Genomic DNA, 25,451 nt, shown 5'->3' with positions numbered 1-25,451 from the left:
TCAGGCTGTCGGGTCGCCGTTGCCGGGTATGAAGGCGTCGAAGGCGGCGAGCAACTGCTCGCGATAGACATCGGCCTCCTGCAGGATCTCGTGTTTCGAGCCATCGATCATCAGCAGCGAGCCCAGACGCAGACGCCTGGCATAGGCTTCCACGGCCTTGGTCGAGACGACCTGATCGGCGCCGGCGGCGATCATCAGCAGCGGCACCTGGATCCTGGCCATGAAGTCGGGCTCACTGATGGCTTCGCCTGCCTTGATTGCCGCCTGCAGCCAGCGGATCGTCGGCCCGCCGAGCGCCAGTTGCGGATAGTGCTCGTAGATTTTCGTGTTGCGCTGATAGCGCCCGGGGTCCGATGTCACCTTGTTGAGGGCGAAGGGCAGGGTTTCCCTGGGACGCGGACCCCAGGCGGCGTAGAGCCGGCCGAGGCCGAGAAAGCACAATATCGAGCAGACGCGGCGCGCGGTTTTTGCCGACACGGGCGAGTCGGGCACCGTCAGGAAAGGCGCAATCAGCACCATGCGACGCACCCGGTTGACCATCGACGGCGCCGCGAGCAGCGCGATCACGGCGCCCATCGAATGGGCGAGGATGTAATACGGGCCGCGGCAGTCGGGCAGCACGATATCCTCGAAGAACTGTTCGAGGTCGCCGGTGTAATCGTAGAAAGAGCGGACATAGCCGCGTTGCGGATCGGCGATCAGCCGGTCGGAATCGCCCTGGCCGCGCCAGTCGAGCGTGGCGACGCCGAGGCCGCGGTCGGTCAGGTTGCGGATGGTTTCGAAATACTTCTCGATGCACTCGTTGCGGCCGGGCAGCAGCACGACGGTGCCTTTCAGCGGCCGGGTGACCGCGGCAAACAGGCCGTAGCGGATCTTCTTGCCGTCGCGCGTGGTGAAAAAGCCGCCGGCGACATTTTGCGGCGGCGGATTGCCTGGCGTGGGATGGAAGAGATCCGTCATTAGGCGCTTGCGTCTTCGTGGTGTCTCACCCGGCAGGGCGTCGGCATGGTGATAGACGCCAATGGATGAAAAGCAAAGGGAGGACGCCAAGGGGGCGGACGAACGACAAGCAAGGCCGGAAGCAGCCTGCGGCGGCGTGCTTCCGGCCTCTGTCGATCCGGGAGGAAGGGACGTTACACCCGGTCGGCCTCGTCGCGGCGCTTTCATCCGGCGCCGCCTGGTTCTTTATCCTGGGGGCACTCTAGCGCCGGCCGGCTGAACGGGCGCCGAAGCAGCGGTTCATCTGCCGTTCATCGACGCCTCGATTGGCGCTCTTCAAAAATCCTTGAAATGCGCTTTTGCGCTCCCCAAATGTCGGATGCAGCCGCCGATGTCGGGGCTGCTGGTCCACCCGAAACGCCTTTCCAGGGTTTCGCACCGGCCACACGCAAACATGTTGCTCAACAGGAGAACACCTCATGCGTCACGTTGATTTTTCCCCGCTCTATCGCTCGACCGTCGGCTTCGACCGCCTGTTCACCATGCTCGACTCGCTGGCCCAGCCCGATGGCGCGCAGACCTATCCGCCCTACAACATCGAGCGCACCGGCGAGGACGCCTATCGCATCTCGATGGCGGTTGCCGGCTTCTCGGACGAAGAGATTTCGATCGAAGCCCACCGCAACGTGCTGACCGTCAAGGGTGAGCGCAAGGAAGAGGGCAATGGCGAAGGCTCCGAGCTGCTCTACCGCGGCATCGCCTCGCGTTCGTTCGAGCGCCGCTTCCAGCTTGCCGACCATGTCGAGGTCGTCGGCGCCACCCTGAAGAACGGCCTGCTTTTCGTCGACCTTAAGCGCAACATCCCCGAGGAGCTGAAGCCGCGCAAGATCGCGATTACCGCCTCTTCGGCCAACGCCAAGCAGATCGAGGCCAAGAACGCCGCGTGATCAAGACGGCGGCGTCACAACGCCCAAGGTTGAAAGCGTCTCCTCCCGAGACGAAAGCGGCGCCGCGAGGCGCCGCTTTTTTTCGCCGCAGCCTCTGTCACCCCAACCGAAGAGTTCTGGCTCTTTTGCGGCGGGCGCCGTCTTCCCATGAAGGGCGATGTCTGATCTTTCGGCTGATTTTTCCCTGGCCCTAACGGCAACCATTGCGGTGACCTTCCTGCTGGCCGGCATCGTCAAGGGCGTTACCGGTATGGGACTGCCGACGTTGGCGATGGGGCTGCTGGGCACAATCATGCCGCCGGTCGCCGCGGCTTCGCTGCTGATCGTGCCGTCCTTCGTCACCAATATCTGGCAGCTGTTTGCCGGCCCGAGCTTCGGATGGATCCTCAGGCGGCTGTGGCTGATGATGGTCGGCATCGTCGCCGGCACGCTGGCCGGCTCATGGCTGCTGGCCAGCGACAATGTCAAATGGACGACGGCCGGCCTCGGGGCGGCGCTGATCGTCTATGCCGTCTATACGCTGCTGGCGCGGCAGTTGACGGTTCCCGCGTCAGCCGAGCGCTGGTCGTCGCCCATCGTCGGTTTCCTTACCGGCATCGTCACCGGCGGCACCGGCGTGTTCGTCGTGCCCGCTGTACCTTACATTCAGGCGCTGGGCTTGAGCCGTGACGATCTGATCCAGGCGCTCGGCCTGTCCTTCACCGTGTCGACGATCGCGCTCGCTGCCGGCCTTGCCTCGCACGGCGCGTTCCAGGTCGGGCATGTCGCCATGTCGTCGCTGGCGGTTGCGCCGGCCTTGCTCGGCATGTGGCTCGGACAGTTGCTCCGACAGCGGATCAGCCCGGCGACCTTCCGGCGCTGGTTTCTTGTTTTCCTGATCTTGCTTGGCCTCGAGCTTTTGGCGCGGCCTTTCCTTGCTTAGCGATCGGTGCCGGTTGCGAGAACGGCCTCGACGTTTTGCCGGTGGACGGGCTCGTACAGCGCGAAGTACTCGACCGCGCCCGTGGCGAATATGTCGGCGCCGCAGGTTTTCAGATCCTGCTTCGCAAGATCAGGCTCACGCCGGCAGCGAAGCAGTTTTTGAACGTAGGCTTGCGTCGCGGCGATGAGGCCTTTGTCGTAGCCGCCTCGCTCAATCGCTTCGAGCGAGCCGTGATTGGGCAAGATGCGGTCTATCGACCAGCCGGCCATGCGTTCGAGATCGACCAGATGTTGCGCCAGCCGATCCGCCTCGCTGACATAGGTGATCGGATCCTCGAGCGTGTCGCCCGCCAGGAGCAGGCCGGTTTCGGGCATGAACAGCACCGTGCCGTCATGGCTGTGGATTTCGACCTGACGCAGTTCGACGGCGATCGATCCAACGGCGAGGTCAAGACTGCCTGCGAAGGTCCTGTTCGGCAGCACGAGAGGCTTGATCGGTGGAACACCGCTTTCGATCTCAGCCCGGTTGTTCGCGAGCGCCGAGGCGGTGAGCGTGTTGGCGATAATCTCGCAATCCTGAAACACCTCATTGCCGGCAATATGATCGTCATGCCAGTGGCTGAGCACGACCCGGATCGATGTTGCGCCCATGTCTTCGAGCGTCTGCCTGATGAAGCGCGCGTGAGGCAGCGAAATATGCGTGTCGTAGACAAGCGCCTGCGAACCATCGACGATCGCATAGGTGCAGATGCCGAGGGCATAGGCGCCGTCGTCCAGCCAGTTCGGCTCGTCCGACCAGGCGCGAACGCCGTCAACGCGGCCATCGTAGAAGCCGAGCACGTTTGGCGCCGGGCGAACCAGCCGCATGGTTGAGCCGAGAGGTGGCTTTGTCATTGGCGCGGTCTCGCGGGTTCAGGCGATCATCTGGCCGAAGCGATCGACCTCATCTGAAGTCGTGGCAAAGCTGGTGACGAAGCGATAGAGCAACTCGTCCTCGCCGACATGGCCGTCGAAGCCGTGCGGCCTGTGCCAGTCGTAAAAGGCTGCGCCGACGGATTGCAGCCTTTCGGCTTCCGCCTTTTTCATCACCGCGAACACCTCGTTGGCCTGCGGCAACCAGGCGAGCTTCGCCGTTGCCGAATCCTCGATCGCAGCCGCCAGGCGCGCGGCCATGGCATTGGCATGACGGGCCGTGTCCAGCCACAGGCCGTCCGTGAAGTAGGCGTCGAACTGCGCTGCGATGAAGCGCGACTTGGAGAACAGCTGTGCGGCGCGCTTGCGCAGGAAGGACAACTCCTTGGCGCGGTCTAGATCGAACAGCACCACCGCTTCGGCGCACCAGCAGCCGTTCTTGGTGCCGCCGAACGAGACGATGTCGACGCCGCGCTTCCAGGTCATTTCGGCCGGCGTCGTCTCAAGCGCGACCAATGCGTTGGCAAAACGGGCGCCGTCCATATGCAGCGGCAGGGAAAAGCGTTTGGCGATCTCCGAAATGGTGGAAATGTCGTCGAGCCCGTACACTGTGCCGACTTCGGTCGATTGGGTGATCGAGACGGCCGTCGGGCGTCCCCAATGGACGATTTCGGGTGCGAAACGGGCGACGGCGCGTTCAAGATTGTGCGGATCGATCTTGCCCAGGGCGCCGTCGACAGCATGGAGACGCGAGCCGCCGCTGAAATATTCCGGCGCGCCGCATTCGTCCTCGATGATGTGCGATTCGCGGTGCGCAAAGGAAATGCCGCCGGGCTTGTTGTAAGCGGCCAGGGACAGCGAGTTGGCCGCCGTGCCGGTAGCGACGAAGAACACCGCGACCTCGCGTTCGAAGATCTCGCTAAAACGCTGGTAGACGGCGCGGTCGAGATCGCCATCGCCATAGGCGGTCGAAAAGCCGCCGGCATTGGCTGACAGCCCGGCGGCAATGTTGGAATGGACGCCCGCCCAGTTGTCGGATGCAAAGAACATCAGCAAAGTCCCTGCCTGGTTGAGAAAGTCTGGTTGCGACAAGAGCGCGACCATGGCCGTTTCGGGGTTTGACGCGCAAGGGCCAAGGGCTGAAAAAGCGGTAAAGCCAAAGGCGATCACGAAGGAGTGCCGGGACCGAAATTTCGTTTCAACAGCGCCTGACGTAATTTTCTGTCGCCAAACGTCCAAGAATTTGGTGAATCGGTCTTGTGCGCGCCCAGGATTTCTGCCATAAAAATTTAGGACAGTAGTGCTGTCTTATTTTGTCGCACAAGTCAGGCTGGATTGGCGTATCATTTGGGCCACTCCGGCCGTTGCCGCGAGCGACGGGTAGACGGCTCGGCTGTGGCCTGTACGATACCGGATACGAACCGGCGGTGCACCGCACGGTCCGCCAAGGATTTCGAAAAGACGTGCCGCAAGAATGAGAGCGGAAGCCAGTCGCTTCCCAAGGTAGACCAGCGCCCCAAATGCTAGACGTGCAAGGGGCCGGAACGGAGGACAGGACGATGACGGAACTGACGCCATCTGCGATTATCGGCCAGGCCGCGCAGACGAAAGCGGCAGCCGTTAAAAATACCGTTCTGACCAAAGAAGGCCAGACCACCAACGGCCTGACCACCAATGGCATGGCCGCGCAGGGTCTCTATGATCCGCGCAACGAGCATGACGCGTGCGGCGTTGGCTTCATCGTCAACATGAAGAACGTGAAGTCGCACCAGATCGTCAAGGACGGGCTCTTCGTGCTCGAAAACCTGACGCATCGCGGCGCTGTCGGCGCCGATCCGCTGATGGGCGACGGCGCCGGCGTGCTGGTGCAGGTTCCCGATCATTTCTTCCGCGAAGAGATGGCGGCCCAGGGCGTCGAACTGCCGGCGGCAGGCCAATACGGCGTCGGCCACTGGTTCATGCCGCAGGATGCGGCACTGCGCGCCCATATCGAAGAGATCATCGCCGAATCGGCGCAGTCAGAAGGGCTGCCGCTGCTCGGCTTTCGCGACGTGCCGGTCGACAATTCATCGCTGTCGAAGGCGCCCGATATTGCGGCCTCCGAACCGTTCCATCGCCAGGTCTTCATCGGCCGCACATCGGACATTCCAGATGACGAGGAATACGAGGCCAGGCTGTACCTGCTGCGCAAGGTGATTTCCGGCCGCATCTACGCCGAGAACAACAACAAGGATATCGGCGCCTACTGTGTGTCGCTATCGGCGCGTACCATCGTCTACAAGGGCATGTTCCTGGCCTACCAGGTCGGCGCCTATTACAAGGATTTGTCGGATCCGCGTTTCGAGACCGCGCTGATCCTCGTCCACCAGCGCTTCTCGACCAACACCTTCCCGTCATGGAAGCTCGCGCACCCCTACCGCATGGTCGCGCATAATGGCGAGATCAACACGGTGCGCGGCAACAACAACTGGATGGCGGCGCGCCAGGCCTCGGTCGATTCCGAACTGTTCGGCAACAACATCTCCAAGCTGTGGCCGATCTCCTATGACGGCCAGTCCGACACGGCGTGCTTCGACAATGCGCTCGAATTCCTGTTCCAGGGCGGCTACAGCCTCAGCCACGCCATGATGATGCTGATCCCGGAAGCCTGGGCCGGCAACAAGCTGATGGATGCCGATCGCAAGGCTTTCTACGAATACCATGCAGCGCTTATGGAGCCGTGGGACGGGCCGGCCGCGGTCGCCTTCACCGACGGCCGCCAGATCGGCGCCACGCTCGACCGCAACGGGCTGCGCCCGGCGCGCTACATCGTCACCGACGACGACCGCGTCATCATGGCGTCCGAAGCCGGCGTGCTGCCGGTGCCGGAGGAGAGGATCGTCAAGAAGTGGCGGCTGCAGCCTGGCCGCATGCTTCTGATCGACCTTGCCAAGGGCCGCATCATTTCCGACGAGGAGATCAAGTCGGAGATCGCCACCAGGCATCCCTACAAGACCTGGCTCAACAACACGCAGCTGATCCTGGAGGATCTGAAGCCGGTCGAGCCGCGCGCGCTACGCAAGGATGTCAGCCTTCTCGATCGCCAGCAGGCTTTCGGCTACAGCCAGGAAGACACCAAGCTGCTGATGTCGCCGATGGCGACCACCGGCCAGGAAGCCGTGGGTTCGATGGGAACCGACACGCCGATCTCGGCGATGTCGGACAAGTCGAAGCTGCTCTACACCTATTTCAAGCAGAACTTCGCCCAGGTAACCAACCCGCCGATCGACCCGATCCGCGAAGAGCTGGTGATGAGTCTGGTGTCGTTCATCGGGCCGCGGCCGAACATCTTCGACCTGGTCGGCAATTCGCGCCGCAAGCGGCTCGAAGTGCGCCAGCCGATCCTGACCAATGGCGATCTGGAAAAGATCCGCTCGATCGGCCACACCGAGGACCGTTTCGACACCAAGACCATCGACATCACCTACGGGTCGAGCGAGGGCGCGGCCGGCATGCAGGGCGCCGTCGAGCGTCTGTGCGAGCGCGCCGAGGCGGCCGTTGCCGGCGGCTACAACATCATCATCCTGTCCGACCGCCAGGTCGGTCCCGACCGTATCGCCATTCCGGCACTGCTGGCGACGGCTGCCGTGCACCACCATCTGATCCGCAAGGGTCTGCGCACCGCGGTCGGCCTGGTCGTCGAATCCGGCGAGCCCCGCGAAGTGCATCATTTCTGCTGTCTCGCCGGCTACGGCGCCGAGGCGATCAACCCCTACCTTGCTTTCGACACGCTGCTCGACATGCACAAGCGTGGCGAACTGCCGGCGGAGGTCGACGCCTACGAGGTGGTCTCGCGCTATATCAAGTCGATCGGCAAGGGCATCCTCAAGGTGATGTCGAAGATGGGCATCTCCACCTACCAGTCCTATTGCGGCGCGCAGATATTCGACGCCATCGGGCTGAAGTCGGATTTCGTCGAGAAGTACTTCACCGGCACAGCGACGCTGATCGAAGGTGTCGGCCTGGACGAGGTCGCGGCTGAGACGCTCAGCCGGCACACCGACGGTTTCGGCAACGATCCGGTGCTGCGCAACAGCCTCGAGGTCGGCGGCGAGTATATGTACCGCATGCGCGGCGAAGCCCATATGTGGTCGCCCGACGCCGTCGCCACCTTGCAGCACGCCGTGCGCCAGGGCTCGTGGGAGACGTTCAAGGAGTATTCCGCGCAGATCGACAGCGAGACGGCCCGTGCCCAGACCATACGCGGCCTGTTCAGGATCAAGCTTGCGGAAGAGACCGGCCGCAAGAAGGTGGCGATAGAGGACGTGATGTCGGCGGCCGATATCGTCAAGCGCTTCTCGACAGGGGCGATGTCGTTCGGCTCGATCTCGCGCGAGGCACACACGACGCTGGCGCGTGCCATGAACCAGATCGGCGGCAAGTCGAACACCGGCGAGGGCGGCGAAGAGGCCGACCGCTATCTGCCGCTGCCCGGCGGCGGCAAGAACCCCGAACGTTCGGCGATCAAGCAGGTCGCCTCGGGGCGGTTTGGCGTCACCGCCGAGTATCTCGTCAATTCCGATGTCATGCAGATCAAGGTCGCGCAGGGCGCCAAGCCCGGTGAGGGCGGCCAGCTGCCCGGCCACAAGGTCGACGCGACCATTGCCAAGGTCCGGCACTCGACGCCCGGCGTCGGCCTGATCTCGCCGCCGCCGCATCACGACATCTATTCGATCGAGGATCTGGCGCAGCTGATCTATGATCTGAAGAACGTCAACCCGGCGGCCGACGTATCGGTCAAGCTGGTGTCGGAAGTCGGTGTCGGTACGGTTGCGGCCGGCGTCGCCAAGGCACGCGCCGACCACATCACCATATCGGGCTATGATGGCGGCACCGGCGCGTCGCCGCTGACCTCGCTCAAGCATGCCGGCAGCCCGTGGGAAATGGGCCTAGCCGAGACGCACCAGACGCTGGTGCTGAACGGGCTGCGCTCGCGCGTTGCGCTGCAGGTCGATGGCGGCTTGCGCACGGGGCGCGACCTCATCATCGGTGCGCTGCTCGGCGCCGACGAGTTCGGCTTCTCGACCGCGCCGCTGATCGCGGCCGGCTGCATCATGATGCGCAAGTGCCACTTGAACACCTGCCCGGTCGGCGTCGCGACGCAGGATCCGGTTCTGCGCAAGCGTTTCAAGGGCACGCCCGAGCATGTCATCAACTTCTTCTTCTATGTTGCGGAAGAGGTGAGGGGGCTGCTGGCCGAGATGGGCTACACCCATATCGACCAGATCATCGGCGACAGCGACCTGCTGGAAAAGCGCGAGATGATCCAGCATTGGAAGGCGCGTGGGCTCGATTTCGGCAAGATGTTCTTCAAGCCGGACGCGCCGCATGAGGCGGTGCACTGGACCGAACGGCAGAAACACCCGATCGACGATGTACTCGATCGCAAGCTGATCGAACTGGCGAAGCCCGCGCTCGAAAGCAAGCAGCCGGTCAAGATCGAGGTCGACATCCGCAATGTCGATCGCTCCACGGGCGCCATGCTGTCGGGCGAAGTCGCCAAGCGCTTCAGGCACAAGGGCCTGCGCGAGGACACGATCCAGGTGAAGCTGACCGGCACCGCCGGCCAGTCGTTCGGCGCCTTCCTGGCGCGCGGCATCTCGTTCGATCTCGTCGGTGCGGCCAACGACTATGTCGGCAAGGGCCTGTCGGGCGGACGCATCGTCATCCGGCCGCCGGAGGAGTCCAGGATCGTCGCGGCGGAATCGATCATCGTCGGCAACACCGTCCTCTATGGCGCGACCGAGGGCGAGGCCTATTTCGCAGGTGTCGCCGGCGAGCGCTTCGCGGTGCGCAATTCGGGCGTCGCCGCCGTCGTTGAAGGCGTCGGCGATCATGGCTGCGAATACATGACCGGCGGCATCGTCGTCGTCATCGGCCAGACCGGTCGCAACTTCGCTGCCGGCATGTCGGGCGGCGTGGCCTATGTTCTGGATGAGGCCGGCGATTTCGCCGCGCGCTGCAACATGGCGATGGTCGAGCTGGAGCCGGTTCCGGAAGAAGACGATCTGATGGAAAGGCTGCTGCATCATGGCGGTGACCTCGACCACAAGGGTCGCGTCGACGTCTCGGGTGACATGACCACCCATGACGAGGAACGGCTTTACCAGCTTATCTCGAACCACGTCCATTTCACCGGTTCGGTACGCGGCCGCGAGATACTCGACGACTGGACGACCTTCCGGCCGAAATTCCGCAAGATCATGCCGGTCGAATACCGCCGCGCGCTGATCGAGATGGAACGCATGCGCATGGGCGTGGCGGCGGAATAGGTTTTTCGACTTGCCGGGAGGCGCAGGCTTCCCGGCGGAACTTTCAGCGACAGTTTGACCTCGGATGCAAGGTTGCCACGGCTGCCTCAAGGGGTTAACGGGTGCGAAAACCGCACCATCTGGACAGCAGGAACTGGACTATGGGCAAGGTAACAGGCTTTCTCGAAATCGACCGGCAGGTGCACAAGTACCAGCCGGCCTCCGACCGCATCCGGCATTTTCGTGAATTCACGCTGCCGATGTCGGACAAGGAGGTCGAGAAACAGGCGGCGCGCTGCATGGATTGCGGCATCCCGTTCTGCCACGGGCCGACCGGTTGCCCGATCCACAACCAGATCCCGGACTGGAACGACCTCGTCTACAATGGCGACTGGGACAATGCGATCCGCAACCTGCATTCGACCAACAATTTCCCCGAGTTCACCGGCCGCATCTGCCCCGCGCCCTGCGAGGAAGCCTGCACGCTGAACCTCGAGGACATTCCGGTTGCCATCAAGACTGTCGAACAGGCAATCGCCGACAAGGCTTATGAAACCGGCCATATCCGGCCTTATCCGCCAGAGAAGAAGACGGGCAAGCGGGTCGCTGTCATCGGCTCCGGCCCGGCAGGGATGGCGGCGGCGCAGCAGCTTGGCCGCGCCGGCCACGAGGTCAGCGTTTATGAGCGTGAGAGCCGTCCCGGCGGGCTGATGCGCTACGGCATTCCCGACTTCAAGATCGAGAAGCACTATATCGACCGCCGCATCGAGCAGATGCAGGGCGAGGGCGTGACCTTCCGTTGCGGCGTCAATGTCGGCGTCGACAAGCCGGTGGCAGAGTTGCTCGCCGGATACGATGCGGTGCTCTATTGCGGCGGTTCGGAATCGCCGCGTCCGGCCAATATTCCGGGCGACGATCTCGGCGGCGTCTATGACGCCATGCCCTATCTGGTGCAGCAGAACCGTCGCGTCGGCGGCGAGCCGATCCAGTCGGTGGCCTGGCCGTCGCATCCGATCATCGCCGGCGGCCAGCATGTCGTCGTCGTCGGCGGCGGCGATACCGCGTCCGACTGCGTCGGCACCGCCTTCCGCCAGGGCGCGGTGCGCGTCACCCAGCTCGACATCCGCCCGCAGCCGCCGGAGAAGGAAGACAAGCTTTCGGTCTGGCCTTACTGGGCGACCAAGATGCGCACCTCGTCCTCACAGGCCGAAGGTGCGGAGCGCGAATTCCAGGTGGCGACGCTCGAATTCATCGGCGAGGACGGCCAGCTGACCGGCGTCAAATGCTGCGAAGTCGACGAGAAGCGCAAGCCTATCCCCGGCACCGAATTCGTCATCCGTGCAGACCTCGCCTTCATCGCCATCGGCTTTGCCGGACCGGCTGCCGCCGGCGTCGCGAAAGAGCTGGACGGTGAGATGAAAATCACCACCGACAGCCGCCGTTCCCGCAATGTCGAAGCCAACGATCGCGACTACAAGACCAGCGTCGACAAGCTCTACGCCGCAGGTGATGTGCGCCGCGGCCAGTCGCTGGTTGTGTGGGCGATCCGCGAAGGCCGCCAGGCCGCGCGCTCGATCGATGAAGCGCTGATGGGGTCGACGGTACTCCCCCGTTAACGGTTGATCGCCGTCGTCGTATCCGTCGCGGCAGCGGCCTTGGGCGGCCAGGAGAAGTCGTCGGCGCGGCCGGGCGAGGCCTCGGGCGCCTTGCCTTCGAGGATTAGTTTTTCGCCGGGCAGATCCGGATTGGCTTTCGGCGCCGCCGCCGCACCGAGAAGCTCGGTCCCGCCGTCGAGCGCCGGATCGTTGAGCAGCATTGGAACGGTGCGGTCGACCACGATCGGGGCGGCGGGCAGCGACGGCGCCTCGACCGGGGCGCCGGCCGGCGCGGCAGCCGTCAGCACGCTTCCCGGCGCTGCCAGGCCGAGGATCTTGGCCAGCGGCTTTTCGGTGTAGAAGGCGAGCTTTCGCTTGCCGGCTTTCGAGACGTTGATGCCGTCGTCGGAGCGCAGCCGCACGGCCTGGCCGTTAATGTCGGGGCCGGTCGAGACAAAGGCGCCGTTCTCGTCGACGAACCCATCCCAGACATCGACGAATTCGCCGCCGTTCTTCTCGGCTGCCGAGTGGTAGATGTCGTTGAATGCCAGCATGTCGGAGGTCATCTTCGGCGTCTTGAAGGCTGGCATGCCGACCCACAGATAAGGCACCTTGGTCGCCGCCAGTGCCTTTCCCAAGGCTTCGGTCCGGCGTTCGTATTCCTTGGTCCAGTTCTCGGAGCGCGGCTGCTCGCGCACATCGTTGACGCGCATCTGCTGGCGGTCGTTGGAGCCGAGCATGACGACGACCACGGAGGGTTTTTCGGTCTCGACCAGCGATTTGACCTGTTCGGGCCAGTTGTAGACATCATCGCGCACGAAACCCGAAGAACCGTTGGCGCGCTCGACGATCCTGACGTTGGCATTGTCGGCAAAGGCTGTTTCGAGGCCTTCGGCCAGGCCGTTGGCCATGAAATCGCCGATCACCAGAATGACGCGGGCATCCGGTGTCTTCTCGACAATCGGAGCGGAAGGTTCAACGGGTGCACGGGGCTTCTTCTTGACCTTCGGCTTTGCCTTGCGGACGTCGAGCGGCGGCTCGATGCGTTCGCTGCGGCGCGGGAACAGAAGGTCGCGCAGCGACCAGCCGCGGTTCTGCGGTTGCTCCTGCGCCAAAGCCGGTGTGTGGAAACTGCCGGCGACCCCCGTCGCCAGGACGACGATGGCCAGAATGAGGATCGGCAAGCGGAAAACGATCACACGGATACGCGCTGCCGGAACCAAGCACCCTCTCCATCACTTGGTGCATGGCCCTCGCAGGGGATCATGCACAGACCGATGCTACGGCATCCCTTGCGCGTCGCAGATGCGCGCTGCCGTCGTCGGCTCTATTTCTTTCTGAGCCATTTGAGCACTTCCATGCTCGGATACCCGTCTTGGGTCAAGCCGACCGTTGCCTGATAGGTCATGATGGCGGTTTTCGTACCGTCACCGATCTTGCCGTCGAACTTGCCGTCGTAAAGTCCGTGCTGCGAAAGCCGCTTCTGCAACTCCTGCCTTTCCTCGAAGGACAGTTTGGTGAAAGGCCGCTTCCAGTCCTGCACCAGACCATTAGAGCCGGCGATTTCGTCGGCAAGAAGGCCGACGGCCAGGGCATATTTGTCGGCGTTGTTGTAGGCCTTGATGACGGAGAAGTTCTTGATCATCAGGAAGGCCGGTCCGCCGCGGCCGTCCGGCACTTTCAGCGTCGCCGTGTCGGTTGCGTTCTTGAACGGCTTGCCATTGGCCCTGGCGACGCCGAGCGCCTGCCACTGCGCCAATGTCTTCGAGCCGGCAGGCAGTTTGCCGGCTGGAATGGTGACCTCGTAGCCCCAGGTCTTGCCGCCCTGCCAGCCATTCTTCTTCAGCAGATTGGCTGATGTCGCCAACGCATCGGGGATCGAATTCCAGATGTCGCGCTTGCCGTTGCCGTCCATGTCGACGGCATAATGCTGGTAGCTGGTCGGGATGAACTGGGTCTGGCCCATGGCGCCGGCCCAGGAGCCCATCAGGTGGCTTTCGTCGATGTCGCCGGTCTGCAGGATTTTCAGCGCGGCGACCAATTGGGTGCGGGCGAATTTCGAACGCTTGGCGTCGCCATAGGCGAGGGTTGCCAGCGAGCGGATGACATTGCGCATGATGTCGTCGCGCTTGAGGATCTCGCCATAATTCGATTCCATCGACCAGATGGCGAGCAGGATGTAGCGGTCGACGCCGAACCTGGCTTCGATCCGGTCCAGCCACGGCTTCCATTTCCTGGCCATCTGCTGGCCGACGGCAACGGACTGGTCATGGACGCGGTTGTCGAAATAGTCCCAGGCGGGCGCGGTGAACTCGGGCTGGGTGCGTGCCTTTTCCAGCACCACCGGGTCGGGCTCATTGATGCCCCGGAACGCTCGGTCGTAGACCGCGCCGGAAACGCCGCCCGCCACGGCCGTGGCGCGGAAGCCGGCGACCCATTGCCGAAACCCGGCATCGGCGAAGGCCGGTCCGGCCGGCATCAGCAAGGCGAGCGAGAGGCTGGCCGCCGTCAGCACGCTGGTAAAGAGTTTTGCGGCACTGCGAACGGACATATTTTCCCCTTTCTCTATCTCAGGAAAGACCATTCATCGCCGAACCGGGTTAGCAATTGGTTTACCATAGGCGGCGCCTGGAACGAAAAGACACCTGGATGCTTTACCGGTTGATGTTTCCCTCAATGGCCCGATAATCCCCAATTCCGGCGCGAAAATGTCGCGAGGCGGGATTGCCGGGCACGCCCTCAAACGGATAATTGACGCATGAAGCGAGTTCGCAAGGCAGTTTTCCCGGTCGCCGGTCTCGGCACACGGTTTCTCCCGGCCACCAAGGCCATTCCCAAGGAGATGTTGACCGTCGTCGACCGGCCGGTCATCCAGTATGTCGTCGATGAGGCGCGCGAGGCCGGCATCGAACATTTCATCTTCGTCACCGGCCGCAACAAGGCGGTCATAGAAGACCATTTCGATATCCAGTTCGAGCTCTATGATACGCTGGCACAGCGCGGCAAGGACGATCAGCTGGCCCGCTTGCAGCGGCTGCAGCCGGGCCCGGGGCAGACCTCGTTCACCCGCCAGCAGGTGCCGATGGGTCTCGGCCACGCCGTCTGGTGCGCCCGGGAACTGGTCGGCGACGAACCCTTCGCGCTGTTGCTGCCCGACATGATCATGCAGTCCGAAAAGAGCTGCATGAAGGCCATGGTCGAGCTCTACGAGGAGACCGGCAACAACATCATCGCGGTGCAGGAATGCGATCCGGCCGAAACCCACAAATACGGCATTGTCGGCCGCGGCGAGGACACGCATCACGGCTTCCGCATCACCGAGATGGTCGAAAAGCCGAAGATCGGCACCGCGCCGTCCAATCTCTACATCAACGGCCGCTACATCCTGCAGCCCGAGATTTTCAAGATCCTGGAAAGCCAGGAAAAGGGCGCCGGCAACGAGATCCAGCTCACCGACGCGATGCTGAAGCTGGAAAAGCAGCAGCCCTTCTTTGGCTACCACTTTCAGGGCCGCACCTTCGATTGCGGCTCGCCGGAAGGGTTCGTCGAGGCCAATGTCGCCTTCGCGCTGTGGCGCAGCGACATGAACGAGAACATGGCCGGCGTCATCCGCACGCTGCTCGATGAGATGAAGCCGTCCGAGCGTCGCGGCGCTGCTTTTTAGCTACCGCTGCAGCTTCAGCCCCAAATAGATGCTGTTGGCGGTGTAGTTGCGCCCGGGCAGATTGCTGGTCAGCTTTTCGGTGCGAGCGCGGCTGGTGAGACCGACGTAACGGTTCAGCCACCAGGTCAGCCCGGCCTCTGCACTTAGCGTCATGTCATGGCCGTCGGAGCCGGTGTAATTGCGCCAGTCGAGCCCAAGGGCTGCGTTGCCGGTCAGGTCGGCGCGGATCTGCCGCTCGCCGGTGAGGCGGCCGGAATAGAGGATGTCGCCGCTCTCACCGGCATTCGTTGTGCCTTCGACCGTGGTTCGCCCGGTGACGCCGATGATGGTGCCGCGCTCGGGCGACCATTTGAGGTCGGCATTGATGGTGGCTCCCGAAATCGCCTCCAGGTTCTTGTCGTCGATCGCCTCCCTCACCCAGCCGGCCGAGAACTCACCCTTGAGCTTCTCGCCCATGTCGACTTCGATACCGGCGCGTGCGCCAAGCCGGGTCGAAGAGCGCTCGAAGCCCTTGTTGTCGATCCGTTGGTCATATACCCGGCGGCCGAGCTCAATCTCAGCAAAGGGCGTCAGAGCCGGGGAAATTTCATAGCCGGTCCGCAACGTTGCGGTGTAGAGCGTGTTGTCCTGATCCTTCTGCGACAACACGGTGCCGTCCGTTAGCTTGGCGTCGCCATAGATGTCGTGGGAGACCGCACCGGTCAGCGCAAAGCGCATCTTGCCAACGTCCTTCTCGACGCCGAGGCTGCCGTCGACCGTCTGGCGGATCGGCTGCGATTTGACGCCGGCAATGGCGTCGGGCGCGGAGGCCGATTCCGGCGCAATCTCGTAGCCGAGCTTGGCGATGGCACGCAGTTCATTGTCGAGGTCGACATTGTACGTGCCTTGGATACGGCCGCGTGCCTCATTGATCTTCTGGCCCGAAATGGTGTTGCGGAAATTGCCGTAGCCGTCGATGACCGCCGAATTCTCGCGCCAATCGGAGGCGGCGGAAAAACGCAGCGCCGTTTCGGACAGCACCGCCGACTTGCCGCCAGCGCTGGAATCGGCGTTCGACGTGACGGCAACGCCCTGCTCGAGCGTCGGCCGCAGCAGGAACGAGCCGACCTTGATGCCGGTTGCCGCGTACGGGTCGTCCTCGAGCTTCTTCTTTTGGCCCTCGATGGCGTCGGTGCGCTCGGCGCCAGGGTCGAGCTTCTGCCGGTCGACGCTGTCGACGGTGAGGACACGGCGGTTGGCTGTGTCCTGATCGGCGTCGTCTGCCGCAGTGCCGTCCGGAGTCGTTCCGGTGGTGGTCTGGTCCGTGGCTTTGCCAGGCTTCTTTTTGTCGGCAGCCTTGGTTTTGTCCTTGGCCTTGTCTGCATCCGCGGCGGCGCGTTGCTTTGCCGTCGACGGCCGGCGTGGCTGGACGGTTGGCGGCTTGTCGACGAACGAATTGTCGATGGTCGCCGGCGGGTCGAAAATGCTGTTTGCGCCGGCCTGTGACGGGTCGGTGTCGTCAGGCAAGGCGCCGTCGCTGGCCGGCACATAAGCGGTTGGCGTGTTTCCCGTGGGGGCGGTGTCGGCAGGGGCGGTCTTGACCTGCGTGTTGGCCTTGCTCAATTGCCTGGCCCGGCGCTGCTGGTCGGACAGGATCGCCGATTCCGAAACTTCGCCGCGCAGCTCGGTCTCCTGGGCATGAAGCGCAGTTGGCCGCAGCAAAGCGAGCACGCTCGTCGCCAGAAGCAGAGCGCAAAACGCTCTGCCCGTTCGACCTTTTTTCTCTTGAGGCTGGGCCCGCGACATCGTCACCACTGCTTGCGCGGCGCAAGCGCGCCATACTTACCGAACCGTAAACGGGGATGGTTAACGGAGGGTTGAAGGTGTGCCTGTACGACATGGCTGGACGGCAATTCTGTTGGACAGGCGAACGGCAAAGCGCTAATCGCATCAGCCATGCATGCGGGATCCCCAGAAAAGAAGCCTTTGGAGGCTTCGGTCGCCTCGGCGCTGAGAACGGTAGCCACGGAACAGGCCGGCGTGGCGGCATTGGCCGCCGCGCTGGAGAACGAACTGGCCGAACCTTTCGCCCGCGCCGTCGACATGGTGTCGCGCATCAATGGCCGCGTCATAGTCACCGGCGTCGGCAAAAGCGGCCATATCGGCACTAAGATCGCGGCTAGTCTGGCTTCGACCGGCACGCCTGCCTTCTTCGTCCATCCGGCGGAGGCCAATCACGGCGACCTTGGCATGATCGCCAGAGACGATGCCATCATCGCCATGTCATGGTCCGGCGAGAGCAAGGAATTGATGGGCATCGTCGCCTATTCCAGGCGCTTCTCGATCCCGCTGATTGCGATTACCGCGGGCGCGGCCTCGGCGCTGGCGCGCGCGGCCGACGTGGTGGTGCTCCTGCCGTCCTCGCCGGAAGCCTGCCCGCACGGTCTGGCGCCGACGACATCGACCCTGCTGCAACTGGTGGTCGGCGATGCGCTGGCCATAGCGCTGCTCGAAGCGCGCGGCTTCACGCCCGACCATTTCCGCACGTTCCACCCCGGCGGCCAGCTCGGCGCCAATCTCACGCAGATCCACGAGATCATGCATGTCGGCGAAAGGCTGCCGCTGGTGGCTTCCGGCACGGGCATGCGCGAGGCGATCCTCGAATTGTCGAACAAGGGCTTCGGCTGCGTGGCGATCGCGACGGCGGATGGCGCGTTGGTGGGCATCATCACCGATGGCGACATCAGGCGTCACATCGGCAGCAATCTCATGGAAATGAGCGTCGATCAGGTGATGACGAAAAAGCCGAAGACGGCCACACCGGACACGCTGGTGGCGACGGCGCTGCAGATTATCAACAATTCGGCCATTACGAGCCTGATGGTGGTCGAAGGCAGGCGGCTCGTGGGACTGGTTCATCTGCACGACCTGCTGCGCATCGGCGCCGCCTGAAAAAATCAAAGGACGCGTCGCGTTCGGGAAGCCCTAGGCGACGCGGCCTGATTTTCCGGATCGAAAGCGCCATGCGCTTTCGAAATGTCAAACTGCCTCGACGGTCAGTTCCAGATCGGTGTCGGCCGAACTGACGACGCGCACTTGCGTGCCGGCCGGCAGGTCGGGACCGGAGACGCGCCACAGTGTGTCGCCGAGCTTGATGCGGCCGCGACCGTCCTTGATCGGCTCGGCCAGCGTTGCCATCCTGCCGACCAACTGCGCGCCGCGCCGGTTGAGCAGCGGCTGGTCGCTAGGGGTATTACGCCCACCAGCCAGCTTCTTTCCGGCAAAGGCCGAGACCAGCGACAGGGCCAGGAAGGCGAGGACCTGGACTTCCCAGGCCCAGAAGCTTGCGTCCCAGACGAGCAGGGAAATCACACCGATCACCAATGCGGCCATGCCGATCCACAGCATGAATATTCCTGGCGCGATGACCTCCATCACCAGGAGGACGAAGCCCAGAACCATCCAGTTCCACGGACCAAGTTCGGAAATGATGCGGTCGAACATGGGAGTGCGCTCCTATGATCTCAGTTCTCAGCTAGCCTCAATTCTCGCCTGGGCGAACCACCGGAGCGCGGGCGGCCTGCCTGGCGGCGCCGGCGGTGCCTTCGCTGCGGAACACCTCCCTGGCGATCTCGCTTATGCCGCCGAGCGTGCCGATCAGCGCCGAGGCTTCCATCGGCATCAGCACGACCTTGCTGTTGTTGGCGGTACCGATCTTGCCCATCGCTTCGGTGTATTTGAGCGCCACGAAGTAGTTGAGTGCCTGCACGTCGCCCTTGGAGATGGCTTCCGATACAACCTGGGTGGCTCGCGCTTCGGCCTCGGCCGAGCGTTCGCGTGCCTCGGCGTCGCGGAAGGCGGCTTCCTTGCGGCCTTCGGCCTCAAGGATCTGCGACTGCTTGAGGCCTTCGGCGGCGAGGATCTGCGCACGCTTGTTACGTTCAGCCGTCATCTGACGACCCATCGATTCGATGAGGTTGGCCGGCGGATTGATGTCCTTGATCTCGACGCGGGTGATCTTGATGCCCCACGGATGCGCCGCTTCGTCGACGACGCGCAGCAGGCGCTCGTTGATGGCGTCGCGGTTCGACAGCAATTCGTCGAGGTCCATCGAGCCCATGACGGTACGGATGTTGGTCATCGTCAAATTGAGAATGGCGTTCTCCAGGCCGGCGACCTGGTAGGCGGCCTGCGCCGCATTGAGGATCTGGTAGAAGGCGATGCCGTCGACGCCGACAATGGCGTTGTCGCGCGTGATGATTTCCTGGCTCGGAACGTCGAGCACCTGCTCCATCATGTTCATCTTGGCGCCGATTCGGTCGACGAACGGCACGATGAGGTTGAGGCCGGGGCTTAGTGTTTTGGTGTAACGACCAAAGCGCTCCACCGTATAATTATAGCCTTGCGGGATTGTCCGGATGCCTTTGATAAGAAGCACCAATACCAGAAAGGCAAGCGCACCAATCGCAATACCGAAACCACTGAAGTCCATTTGAATCTCCCTCAGATGCCGGCCATGGCGTTGATTCCATGCAACCGACTTCACCAAACACTTAGGTGTGTTTCAATAATGTTACAATCAGGTGATCGTTGATTATTAGTGCATGGAATAGCGCAACTGCGGCGATCGATCGCCGCAACGTGGCGGCCTCAGACCCAGCCCGACAGCTCGCGCCGCACCATCGCCTCGATCACCGCCATGCCTTCTGCACTGTCGTTGAGGCACGGGATGTGGGCGAATTTCTCGCCGCCGGCGTGATGGAAGGTCTCGGCCGCCTCGCGGCCGATTTCGTCCAGCGTCTCGATGCAGTCGACGGAAAAGCCTGGGTTGACGATGGCGATCGATTTCACGCCGTCCTTCGCCAGTTTCTCGACCGTCTTGTCGGTGTAGGGCTGCAGCCATTCCTGGGCGCCGAAGCGCGACTGGAAGGTGATGATCAGCTTCTTTTCATCCCACCCCAGTCGTTCACGCAACAGCCGTGTCGTCTTCTGGCAGTGGCAGTGATAGGGATCGCCCTTCTCGAAATAGGGCTTCGGGATGCCGTGATAGGAGGTGATGACCACCTCGGGCTCGAAGTCTAGCGTTGCCAGATGCCGTTCGATCGAATGGGCGAGCGCCTCGATGTAGACCGGCTCGTCATAGTAGGGCGGAACACTGCGCACGGCAGGCGCGCGGCGCATCTTCATCAAGGCGCGAAACAGCTGGTCGTTGGCGGTCGCGGTGGTGGTCGCGGAGTATTGCGGGTAGAGTGGGAACGACAGGATGCGGTCGCAGCCTTGCTCGACCAGCCTTTGCGCGACGCTCGCGGTCGAGGGGTTGCCGTAGCGCATCGCCCAGTCGACCACGACATCGGGTAGGTCGATGAGCGCTGCGGCCAGCTTTTCGCCCTGCGCCCGGGTGTAGGTGCGCAGCGGCGACTCGTTCCTCTCGCGGTTCCATATCCTGGCGTAATTGGCGCCGGACTTGTTCGGTCTCGTGGTCAGCACCAAGCCGTAGAGGATCGGATACCAGACGGCCTTGTTGAGCTCGATGACCCGCGGATCGGACAGGAATTCGCGGAGATAGCGCCACATCGGCTTGAAATCGGTGCCGTCCGGCGTGCCGAGATTTACCAACATGACGCCGATCTTGCCTGCCTTTACCGGCGGATGTCCGGCCGGTAGCGGGTCGAGCGCTTTCGCGGCTTTGGGGTCGACAGGCGTGGAAAGCGTCATGAAGGTCTCCCGACACCGCGAAAACCGACGATGTCGGGCGAACCTAGCGATGCGGAGCAAGTTTTCAATGCTGCGTCTGGCCGCACCTTACCCTGAAAGCCAAAAACCCGTCCGGTTACCCGGACGGGTTTTGCTGGTCGTGAGTGCGAAGCGAGGTTACTTCGCCGGAATGGTCAAGGTCGCGCCGACAGGAAGCCGGCGTGGTTCGTAGCCTTTGTTGGCCTCGGAGATCACCTTCCATTTGGCGCCGTCGCCGTAGGCCTTCTTGGCGAGATCCCAATAGGTATCGCCGGCGACGATGACATGGCTGGCTTCGGCCGGGGCGGCGTCAGCCGGCTTTGCCGGAGCAGGTGCGGCTTCGGCCGGTTTTGCCGGTTCGGCCGGAGCCGGCGTTGCCGGGGCGGTTTCCGCCGGGACAGTCGGCGGCGTGGTGGTGATGTCGCCGGAGCCTGCCGGCAATGCGGGAATCGCCGGCTCCGCCGGTGCAGCCTCGGCCGGTTTTGCCGGTTCCGCTGGAGCAGGTGCCGGTTCGGCTGGTTTTGCCGGCTCGGCGGCCGGGGCAGCCGCTACGGTTGCGGCAACCTCGGTGATGCGGCCGTCGAGCTTGGGCGTGTAGGGCCGGTGCGCGGCGAGATAGTCGGCGACCACCTGTTCGAGGCCCGGGCCGTAATCATAGGCGTTCTTGGCCTTCTCGGCGAAGACCTTGTAGCCGTCGCCGCCCTGGCGGACGTAATTGTTGGTGGCGACCAGATAGTCCTTGTCCGGATTGATCGGCGCCCAGGCACCGTTCTGCATCACCTCGACCGACTTGACTCGGCCGGCATTGGGCGCGACCGACTTGTCGAAGGAGTATTTGAGACCTGCCACCTGCGGGAAGCGGCCGCCGCCGTCCTCGACCTGGCTGACGCCGTTTTCCAGCCCGGCAACCAGATCCTTTCCGGAAATCTGGAAGGTCGCCAGCGTGTTCTGGAACGGCAGCACGGTCAGCACCTCGCCCATGGTGACGGTGCCCTTGTCGATCGAAGCACGCAGGCCGCCGCCATTCGAGACGACGATCTCGACGCCCTGTCCCTTGACGCGGTCGAGGATGGCGTCGGAGACGAGGTTGCCCATCGCGCATTCCTTGGTGCGGCAGCTTTCGCGGCTGCCGTCGATGGCCTCGGTGGTCTCGGCCACTTCCTTGTTCTTCAGCGCCTCGATCGGCGCGCCAAGCTCCTTGATGCGGGCAAGAACGGCCGGATCGGGAGTGATCGACTTGTCGAGGAAGATCGGGTCGCCGCTGGCTTCCTTGACGTTGCCATTGTCGTCGAACACGACCTTGAATTCGCCGAGATATTTCGAATAGGACGCGGCCTGCACCACAGGCACCTTGGAGCCGTCGGGGTTGTCGACCATCGTCGGGTAGGGGCCTTCAGCCTTCGGGTCGGTGTTGGACAGAAGCGAATGGCTGTGGCCGCCGACCACCACATCGATGCCCGGGATCTTGGCGATGACATCGCGCTCGCGCCTGTAGCCGATATGGGTGACGGCAATGATCTTGTTGACGCCTTGCGCCTTCAGCTTCTCGACCTCGGCGGTGATCGACTTGACATCGTCGGCGATGGTGATGTTGGGGCCGGGAGAGGCGAGTTCCGGCGTGTCGTTGGTCACGGCGCCGACAATGCCGATCTTCTGGCCGCCGACCTCAAGCACAATCGACGGCTTGATCTTGCCTGCGGCGCCGGACTTGTCGTTGGGCACGACATTGGCGCTGACGATCGGGAACTTCGCCTTGTCGAGATAAGGCACCAGCGCGCTCTCGCCATCGTCGAATTCGTGGTTGCCGAGCGTCACCGCGTCGGGCTTGATCTGATTGAGGAATTCCTCCTCCGCCGTGCCCTTGTAGGTGATGTAGAACAGCGATCCCTGAAAGCTGTCGCCGGCATTGAGCAGCAGCACGTTCTGGCCTTCGAGCTTCTTGCGCTCCTGTGCGATCGCGGTGACCAGCCGGCCGGCGCCGCCGATGCACTCACCCTTGGTCTCTTCCTCGGCCGAGCAGGTCGACTCGTATTTGTTGTTGCCTTCGATGCGGCTGTGCCAATCGTTGAAATGCAGGATGTTCAACGTGTAGTCGGCAAAGGATGGTGCGGCCGACAGGCCGAGTGTCGAGGCAGAGAGGGCGGCAATGGCGGCGAGCTTCTTCATCTTCGTCTCCCGGATATGATCAAAGGCGTTTAACGCTCTTGCCCGACTGCAGGATAACAGCCAGCATTTCGGGTATGTTCACATCGCGGTTGTGGCGATGCAAGAAGAATCAGGGCGGATAACCGGCATCGGTTTGCCGGCATAAAAAAGGCGGCGGCATCGCGCCGCCGCCATCCGCAAAGCCGCATGGGAAAGGTTCAGCCACGCCTGGTCAGCACGAAGTTCTGCCCGGCGGAGCTGGTGCAATTCAGCTGGTTTATGGACACCAGCAGGCAGTTGAAAGCGATTGGCTGCTGCCGGATCAGCGAGGTTCCGTTGATCTCGACCGAGGTGGCGCCGGTCTTGGTGTAGCTGCCGTCAGCGAATTTCTCACCGGTCTCCGCCGAAACGGTGGTGAAGACGCCGCCGTTCAATGTCGAGACCGCCTTGCCTTCGGCGTTCAGCCATGAGCCTTCGACGCCTCGCGCCTGCGCTGAGATCGGTGGCCCGTCGGAGCCGCCGGTGGTGCAGGCGGCAAGCATCGTCGCAAGAACGCCCGCCGCGCCCGCAGAAAGAATTTTGCGCGCAATCGTCATATCAAATCCTCTCCTGACGCATCGGCCCAATCGTCAAACGACGTTTTGGGGAACACGATGTGCGTGGCCTCAAGTTTCCAGAGCCGTCCCTCGTGCGTCCAAATGGATGCACACTGCTCTCGTCCGCATCCCTTCAATCGCCCGATTTCCGGGCGATTGCAAGGCAGTGAGGCAGGGGTATGGAACCGCTATCGAACGAGGATGTTGCGGAATTGCCACGGGTCGCTTTTGTCGAGGTCTTCGGGAAACAGGCCCGGACGGTTATCGAGCGGCGTCCAGTCGGTGTAGTAGCCCTTGACCGGTCCGAGATACTGGGACTGCACTTCCAGGCAGCGCTTGTAGTCCATCTCGTCGGCCTCGACGATGCCGGCTTCCGGGTTTTCCAGCGCCCAGACCATGCCGGCGAGCACGGCCGAGGTGACCTGCATGCCGGTAGCGTTCTGGTAGGGCGCCAGCTTGCGGGCTTCGGCCAGCGACAGCTGCGAACCGTACCAGTAGGCGTTCTTGGCATGGCCGTAGAGCAGCACGCCAAGCTCGTCGACGCCGTCGACCAGCTCGTTTTCGTCGAGCACATGGTGGACCGGCTGCGGCTTGCCGGCAGCGCCGAACATTTCGTGGAGTGACAACACGGCGTCGTTGCAGGGGTGATAGGCATAGTGGCAGGTCGGGCGGTATTGGACCTTGCCCTTCTTACCGCGCACGGTGAAGAAGTCGGCGATCGAGATCGCCTCATTATGCGTCACCAGGAAACCGTATTGCGCGCCCGGCGTCGGGCACCAGGAGCGCACGCGGGTGTTGGCGCCGGGCTGTTCGAGATAGATCGCAGCCTTGGAGCCATGCTTGTGCTCCTTGCCGTTCTTCGGCATCCATCTCTCATGCGTGCCCCAGCCGAGCTCGGCCGGCTGCAGCCCTTCCGAGATGAAACCTTCGACCGACCAGGTGTTCCAGAACACGTTCATCGGCTTCGGCTTCTTGGTGCGCTGGGTGTCGCGCTCGGCGATGTGGATGCCCTTGACGCCGGCCTTCTTCATCAGCTTCGCCCAGCCGTCACGGTCGTCCTGCGCGGGTTCGGAAAACTCGAGGCCGAGGTCGCCGGCAAGGTTCAGCAGCGCCTGCTTGACGAACCACGAGACCATGCCCGGATTGGCGCCACAGGTCGAAACCGCGGTAGCGCCGCCGGGCTTGTCGTGCTTCTCCTTGATCAAGGCTTCGCGCAGCGCGTAGTTGGTGCGGCTGGCATTGTCGGCCTTGGCGTCGAAATAGAAGCCGAGCCACGGCTCGACGACGGTGTCGATGTAGAGCACGCCGAGCTTGCGGCAGAGCCGCATCAGGTCGACCGAGCCGGTATCGACCGACAGATTGATGCAAAAGCCCTGGCCGCCACCATTGGTCAAAAGCGGCGTCAGCAGTTTCTTGTAGTTTTTCTCGGTCACGTGCTCCTGCACGAAGGCGATGCCGCGCTCGTCGAGCAGCTTGCGGTCGGTGTCGAGCGGGTCGATGACCGTCATGCGCGACTTGTCGAATTTGAAATGGCGCTCGATCAGAGGCAGCGTTCCCCGTCCGATCGAACCAAAGCCGATCATCACGACAGGGCCGGTGATTTCACCGTAAACGGGCCAGTTTTCATTCGCCATTTTATCGAGCACTCCTTCAAGCAACGCGCCAAAACGGCCGTTCGACCGCCGCGCGACAAACCATAGATCATTGTCACAATAAAGCGAAAAGCAGGG

The 25,451-nt window shown here is 63.0% G+C and carries 18 protein-coding genes; 6 read left to right on the top strand and 12 right to left on the bottom strand.

Translation table 11 applies throughout. From position 1 onward, the window contains the following. Entirely contained in the window at positions 1–960 is a 960-nt protein-coding gene (locus AC3CCE_RS06120) for an alpha/beta fold hydrolase (protein WP_023735042.1), read from the bottom strand. Between the two features lie 458 nt (positions 961–1,418). On the opposite strand from AC3CCE_RS06120, the gene AC3CCE_RS06115 reads away from it, so the two are divergent. Next, positions 1,419–1,886 carry an Hsp20 family protein gene (locus AC3CCE_RS06115; protein WP_023671202.1) on the top strand — a complete coding sequence of 156 codons (468 nt, stop codon included), beginning with the start codon at positions 1,419–1,421 and terminating at the stop codon, positions 1,884–1,886. Positions 1,887–2,043: 157 nt separating this feature from the next. Further along, positions 2,044–2,808: a sulfite exporter TauE/SafE family protein gene (locus AC3CCE_RS06110; protein ID WP_023686418.1), complete on the top strand. Its 765-nt coding sequence runs from the start codon at positions 2,044–2,046 to the stop codon at positions 2,806–2,808. Here AC3CCE_RS06110 and AC3CCE_RS06105 read toward each other — a convergent pair. Together AC3CCE_RS06105 and AC3CCE_RS06100 are read right to left on the bottom strand one after the other, a co-directional pair. Next, complete coding sequence (locus tag AC3CCE_RS06105; protein WP_023747133.1) at positions 2,805–3,701, bottom strand: MBL fold metallo-hydrolase; 897 nt, start codon at positions 3,699–3,701, stop codon at positions 2,805–2,807. The two genes, AC3CCE_RS06110 and AC3CCE_RS06105, sit on opposite strands and share 4 nt — an antisense overlap. An 18-nt stretch (positions 3,702–3,719) precedes the next feature. Continuing rightward, positions 3,720–4,769, bottom strand: a complete 1,050-nt coding sequence (locus tag AC3CCE_RS06100) for a threonine aldolase family protein (protein ID WP_023686416.1) — start codon at positions 4,767–4,769, stop codon at positions 3,720–3,722. Between the two features lie 509 nt (positions 4,770–5,278). Here AC3CCE_RS06100 and gltB point away from each other — a divergent pair. After that, the gene (gene gltB, locus AC3CCE_RS06095) at positions 5,279–10,030 is read left to right on the top strand and encodes a glutamate synthase large subunit (protein ID WP_352510376.1); all 4,752 of its coding nucleotides are present in this window, start codon (positions 5,279–5,281) and stop codon (positions 10,028–10,030) included. Between the two features lie 140 nt (positions 10,031–10,170). Then, the gene (locus AC3CCE_RS06090) at positions 10,171–11,625 is read left to right on the top strand and encodes a glutamate synthase subunit beta (protein WP_352624323.1); all 1,455 of its coding nucleotides are present in this window, start codon (positions 10,171–10,173) and stop codon (positions 11,623–11,625) included. On the opposite strand, the gene AC3CCE_RS06085 is transcribed toward AC3CCE_RS06090, so the two are convergent. Further along, positions 11,622–12,827 (bottom strand): SGNH/GDSL hydrolase family protein, encoded by a 1,206-nt coding sequence (locus AC3CCE_RS06085; protein ID WP_352624321.1) that lies wholly within the window; start codon positions 12,825–12,827, stop codon positions 11,622–11,624. The genes AC3CCE_RS06090 and AC3CCE_RS06085 overlap by 4 nt on opposite strands. 104 nt (positions 12,828–12,931) lie before the next feature. After that, a complete protein-coding gene (locus AC3CCE_RS06080) occupies positions 12,932–14,155 on the bottom strand; it encodes a lytic murein transglycosylase (RefSeq protein ID WP_023828228.1) in 1,224 nt (407 codons plus the stop codon). A gap of 207 nt (positions 14,156–14,362) precedes the next feature. Here AC3CCE_RS06080 and galU point away from each other — a divergent pair, with 207 nt between their 5' ends. Then, positions 14,363–15,268, top strand: coding sequence for a UTP--glucose-1-phosphate uridylyltransferase GalU (gene galU / locus AC3CCE_RS06075; RefSeq protein WP_352510378.1), 906 nt, complete (start codon positions 14,363–14,365; stop codon positions 15,266–15,268). On the opposite strand, the gene AC3CCE_RS06070 is transcribed toward galU, so the two are convergent. Then, positions 15,269–17,053, bottom strand: a complete 1,785-nt coding sequence (locus AC3CCE_RS06070; RefSeq protein WP_488377114.1) for an outer membrane beta-barrel protein — start codon at positions 17,051–17,053, stop codon at positions 15,269–15,271. A gap of 150 nt (positions 17,054–17,203) precedes the next feature. Between AC3CCE_RS06070 and AC3CCE_RS06065 the strand changes: the two genes are divergently transcribed. Beyond that, positions 17,204–18,199, top strand: a complete 996-nt coding sequence (locus AC3CCE_RS06065) for a KpsF/GutQ family sugar-phosphate isomerase (protein ID WP_352624318.1) — start codon at positions 17,204–17,206, stop codon at positions 18,197–18,199. An 87-nt stretch (positions 18,200–18,286) separates the two neighbouring features. On the opposite strand, the gene AC3CCE_RS06060 is transcribed toward AC3CCE_RS06065, so the two are convergent. The 6 genes from AC3CCE_RS06060 to AC3CCE_RS06035 form a co-directional block, all read right to left on the bottom strand. Further along, positions 18,287–18,751 (bottom strand): NfeD family protein, encoded by a 465-nt coding sequence (locus tag AC3CCE_RS06060; protein ID WP_352624316.1) that lies wholly within the window; start codon positions 18,749–18,751, stop codon positions 18,287–18,289. A 37-nt stretch (positions 18,752–18,788) separates the two neighbouring features. Continuing rightward, positions 18,789–19,739 carry an SPFH domain-containing protein gene (locus tag AC3CCE_RS06055; protein WP_352624314.1) on the bottom strand — a complete coding sequence of 317 codons (951 nt, stop codon included), beginning with the start codon at positions 19,737–19,739 and terminating at the stop codon, positions 18,789–18,791. 158 nt (positions 19,740–19,897) lie between these two features. Next, the gene (hemH, locus tag AC3CCE_RS06050; protein WP_023735036.1) at positions 19,898–20,962 is read right to left on the bottom strand and encodes a ferrochelatase; all 1,065 of its coding nucleotides are present in this window, start codon (positions 20,960–20,962) and stop codon (positions 19,898–19,900) included. 156 nt (positions 20,963–21,118) lie between these two features. After that, a complete protein-coding gene (locus tag AC3CCE_RS06045) occupies positions 21,119–23,146 on the bottom strand; it encodes a 5'-nucleotidase C-terminal domain-containing protein (protein WP_352624311.1) in 2,028 nt (675 codons plus the stop codon). Positions 23,147–23,343: 197 nt separating this feature from the next. After that, a complete protein-coding gene (locus AC3CCE_RS06040; RefSeq protein ID WP_023735034.1) occupies positions 23,344–23,721 on the bottom strand; it encodes an Omp10 family outer membrane lipoprotein in 378 nt (125 codons plus the stop codon). A 188-nt stretch (positions 23,722–23,909) separates the two neighbouring features. Further along, entirely contained in the window at positions 23,910–25,355 is a 1,446-nt protein-coding gene (locus AC3CCE_RS06035; RefSeq protein WP_023691759.1) for a homospermidine synthase, read from the bottom strand. Positions 25,356–25,451: the final 96 nt, after the last annotated feature.

Source organism: Mesorhizobium sp. P160187, assembly GCF_057766425.1.
The sequence above is the reverse complement of the archived record's forward strand: the minus strand, read 5'-3'. Positions and strand labels throughout refer to the sequence as shown.

Excerpts from the sequence above, each read along its gene's own strand:
- AC3CCE_RS06120 (WP_023735042.1), bottom strand. The coding sequence starts at position 960 with ATGACGGATCTCTTCCATCCCACGCCAGGCAATCCGCCGCCGCAAAAT.
- AC3CCE_RS06115 (WP_023671202.1), top strand. The coding sequence starts at position 1,419 with ATGCGTCACGTTGATTTTTCCCCGCTCTATCGCTCGACCGTCGGCTTC.
- AC3CCE_RS06110 (WP_023686418.1), top strand. The coding sequence starts at position 2,044 with ATGTCTGATCTTTCGGCTGATTTTTCCCTGGCCCTAACGGCAACCATT.
- AC3CCE_RS06105 (WP_023747133.1), bottom strand. The coding sequence starts at position 3,701 with ATGACAAAGCCACCTCTCGGCTCAACCATGCGGCTGGTTCGCCCGGCG.
- AC3CCE_RS06100 (WP_023686416.1), bottom strand. The coding sequence starts at position 4,769 with ATGTTCTTTGCATCCGACAACTGGGCGGGCGTCCATTCCAACATTGCC.
- gltB (WP_352510376.1), top strand. The coding sequence starts at position 5,279 with ATGACGGAACTGACGCCATCTGCGATTATCGGCCAGGCCGCGCAGACG.
- AC3CCE_RS06090 (WP_352624323.1), top strand. The coding sequence starts at position 10,171 with ATGGGCAAGGTAACAGGCTTTCTCGAAATCGACCGGCAGGTGCACAAG.
- AC3CCE_RS06080 (WP_023828228.1), bottom strand. The coding sequence starts at position 14,155 with ATGTCCGTTCGCAGTGCCGCAAAACTCTTTACCAGCGTGCTGACGGCG.
- galU (WP_352510378.1), top strand. The coding sequence starts at position 14,363 with ATGAAGCGAGTTCGCAAGGCAGTTTTCCCGGTCGCCGGTCTCGGCACA.
- AC3CCE_RS06070 (WP_488377114.1), bottom strand. The coding sequence starts at position 17,053 with ATGTCGCGGGCCCAGCCTCAAGAGAAAAAAGGTCGAACGGGCAGAGCG.
- AC3CCE_RS06065 (WP_352624318.1), top strand. The coding sequence starts at position 17,204 with ATGCATGCGGGATCCCCAGAAAAGAAGCCTTTGGAGGCTTCGGTCGCC.
- AC3CCE_RS06060 (WP_352624316.1), bottom strand. The coding sequence starts at position 18,751 with ATGTTCGACCGCATCATTTCCGAACTTGGTCCGTGGAACTGGATGGTT.
- AC3CCE_RS06055 (WP_352624314.1), bottom strand. The coding sequence starts at position 19,739 with ATGGACTTCAGTGGTTTCGGTATTGCGATTGGTGCGCTTGCCTTTCTG.
- hemH (WP_023735036.1), bottom strand. The coding sequence starts at position 20,962 with ATGACGCTTTCCACGCCTGTCGACCCCAAAGCCGCGAAAGCGCTCGAC.
- AC3CCE_RS06045 (WP_352624311.1), bottom strand. The coding sequence starts at position 23,146 with ATGAAGAAGCTCGCCGCCATTGCCGCCCTCTCTGCCTCGACACTCGGC.
- AC3CCE_RS06040 (WP_023735034.1), bottom strand. The coding sequence starts at position 23,721 with ATGACGATTGCGCGCAAAATTCTTTCTGCGGGCGCGGCGGGCGTTCTT.
- AC3CCE_RS06035 (WP_023691759.1), bottom strand. The coding sequence starts at position 25,355 with ATGGCGAATGAAAACTGGCCCGTTTACGGTGAAATCACCGGCCCTGTC.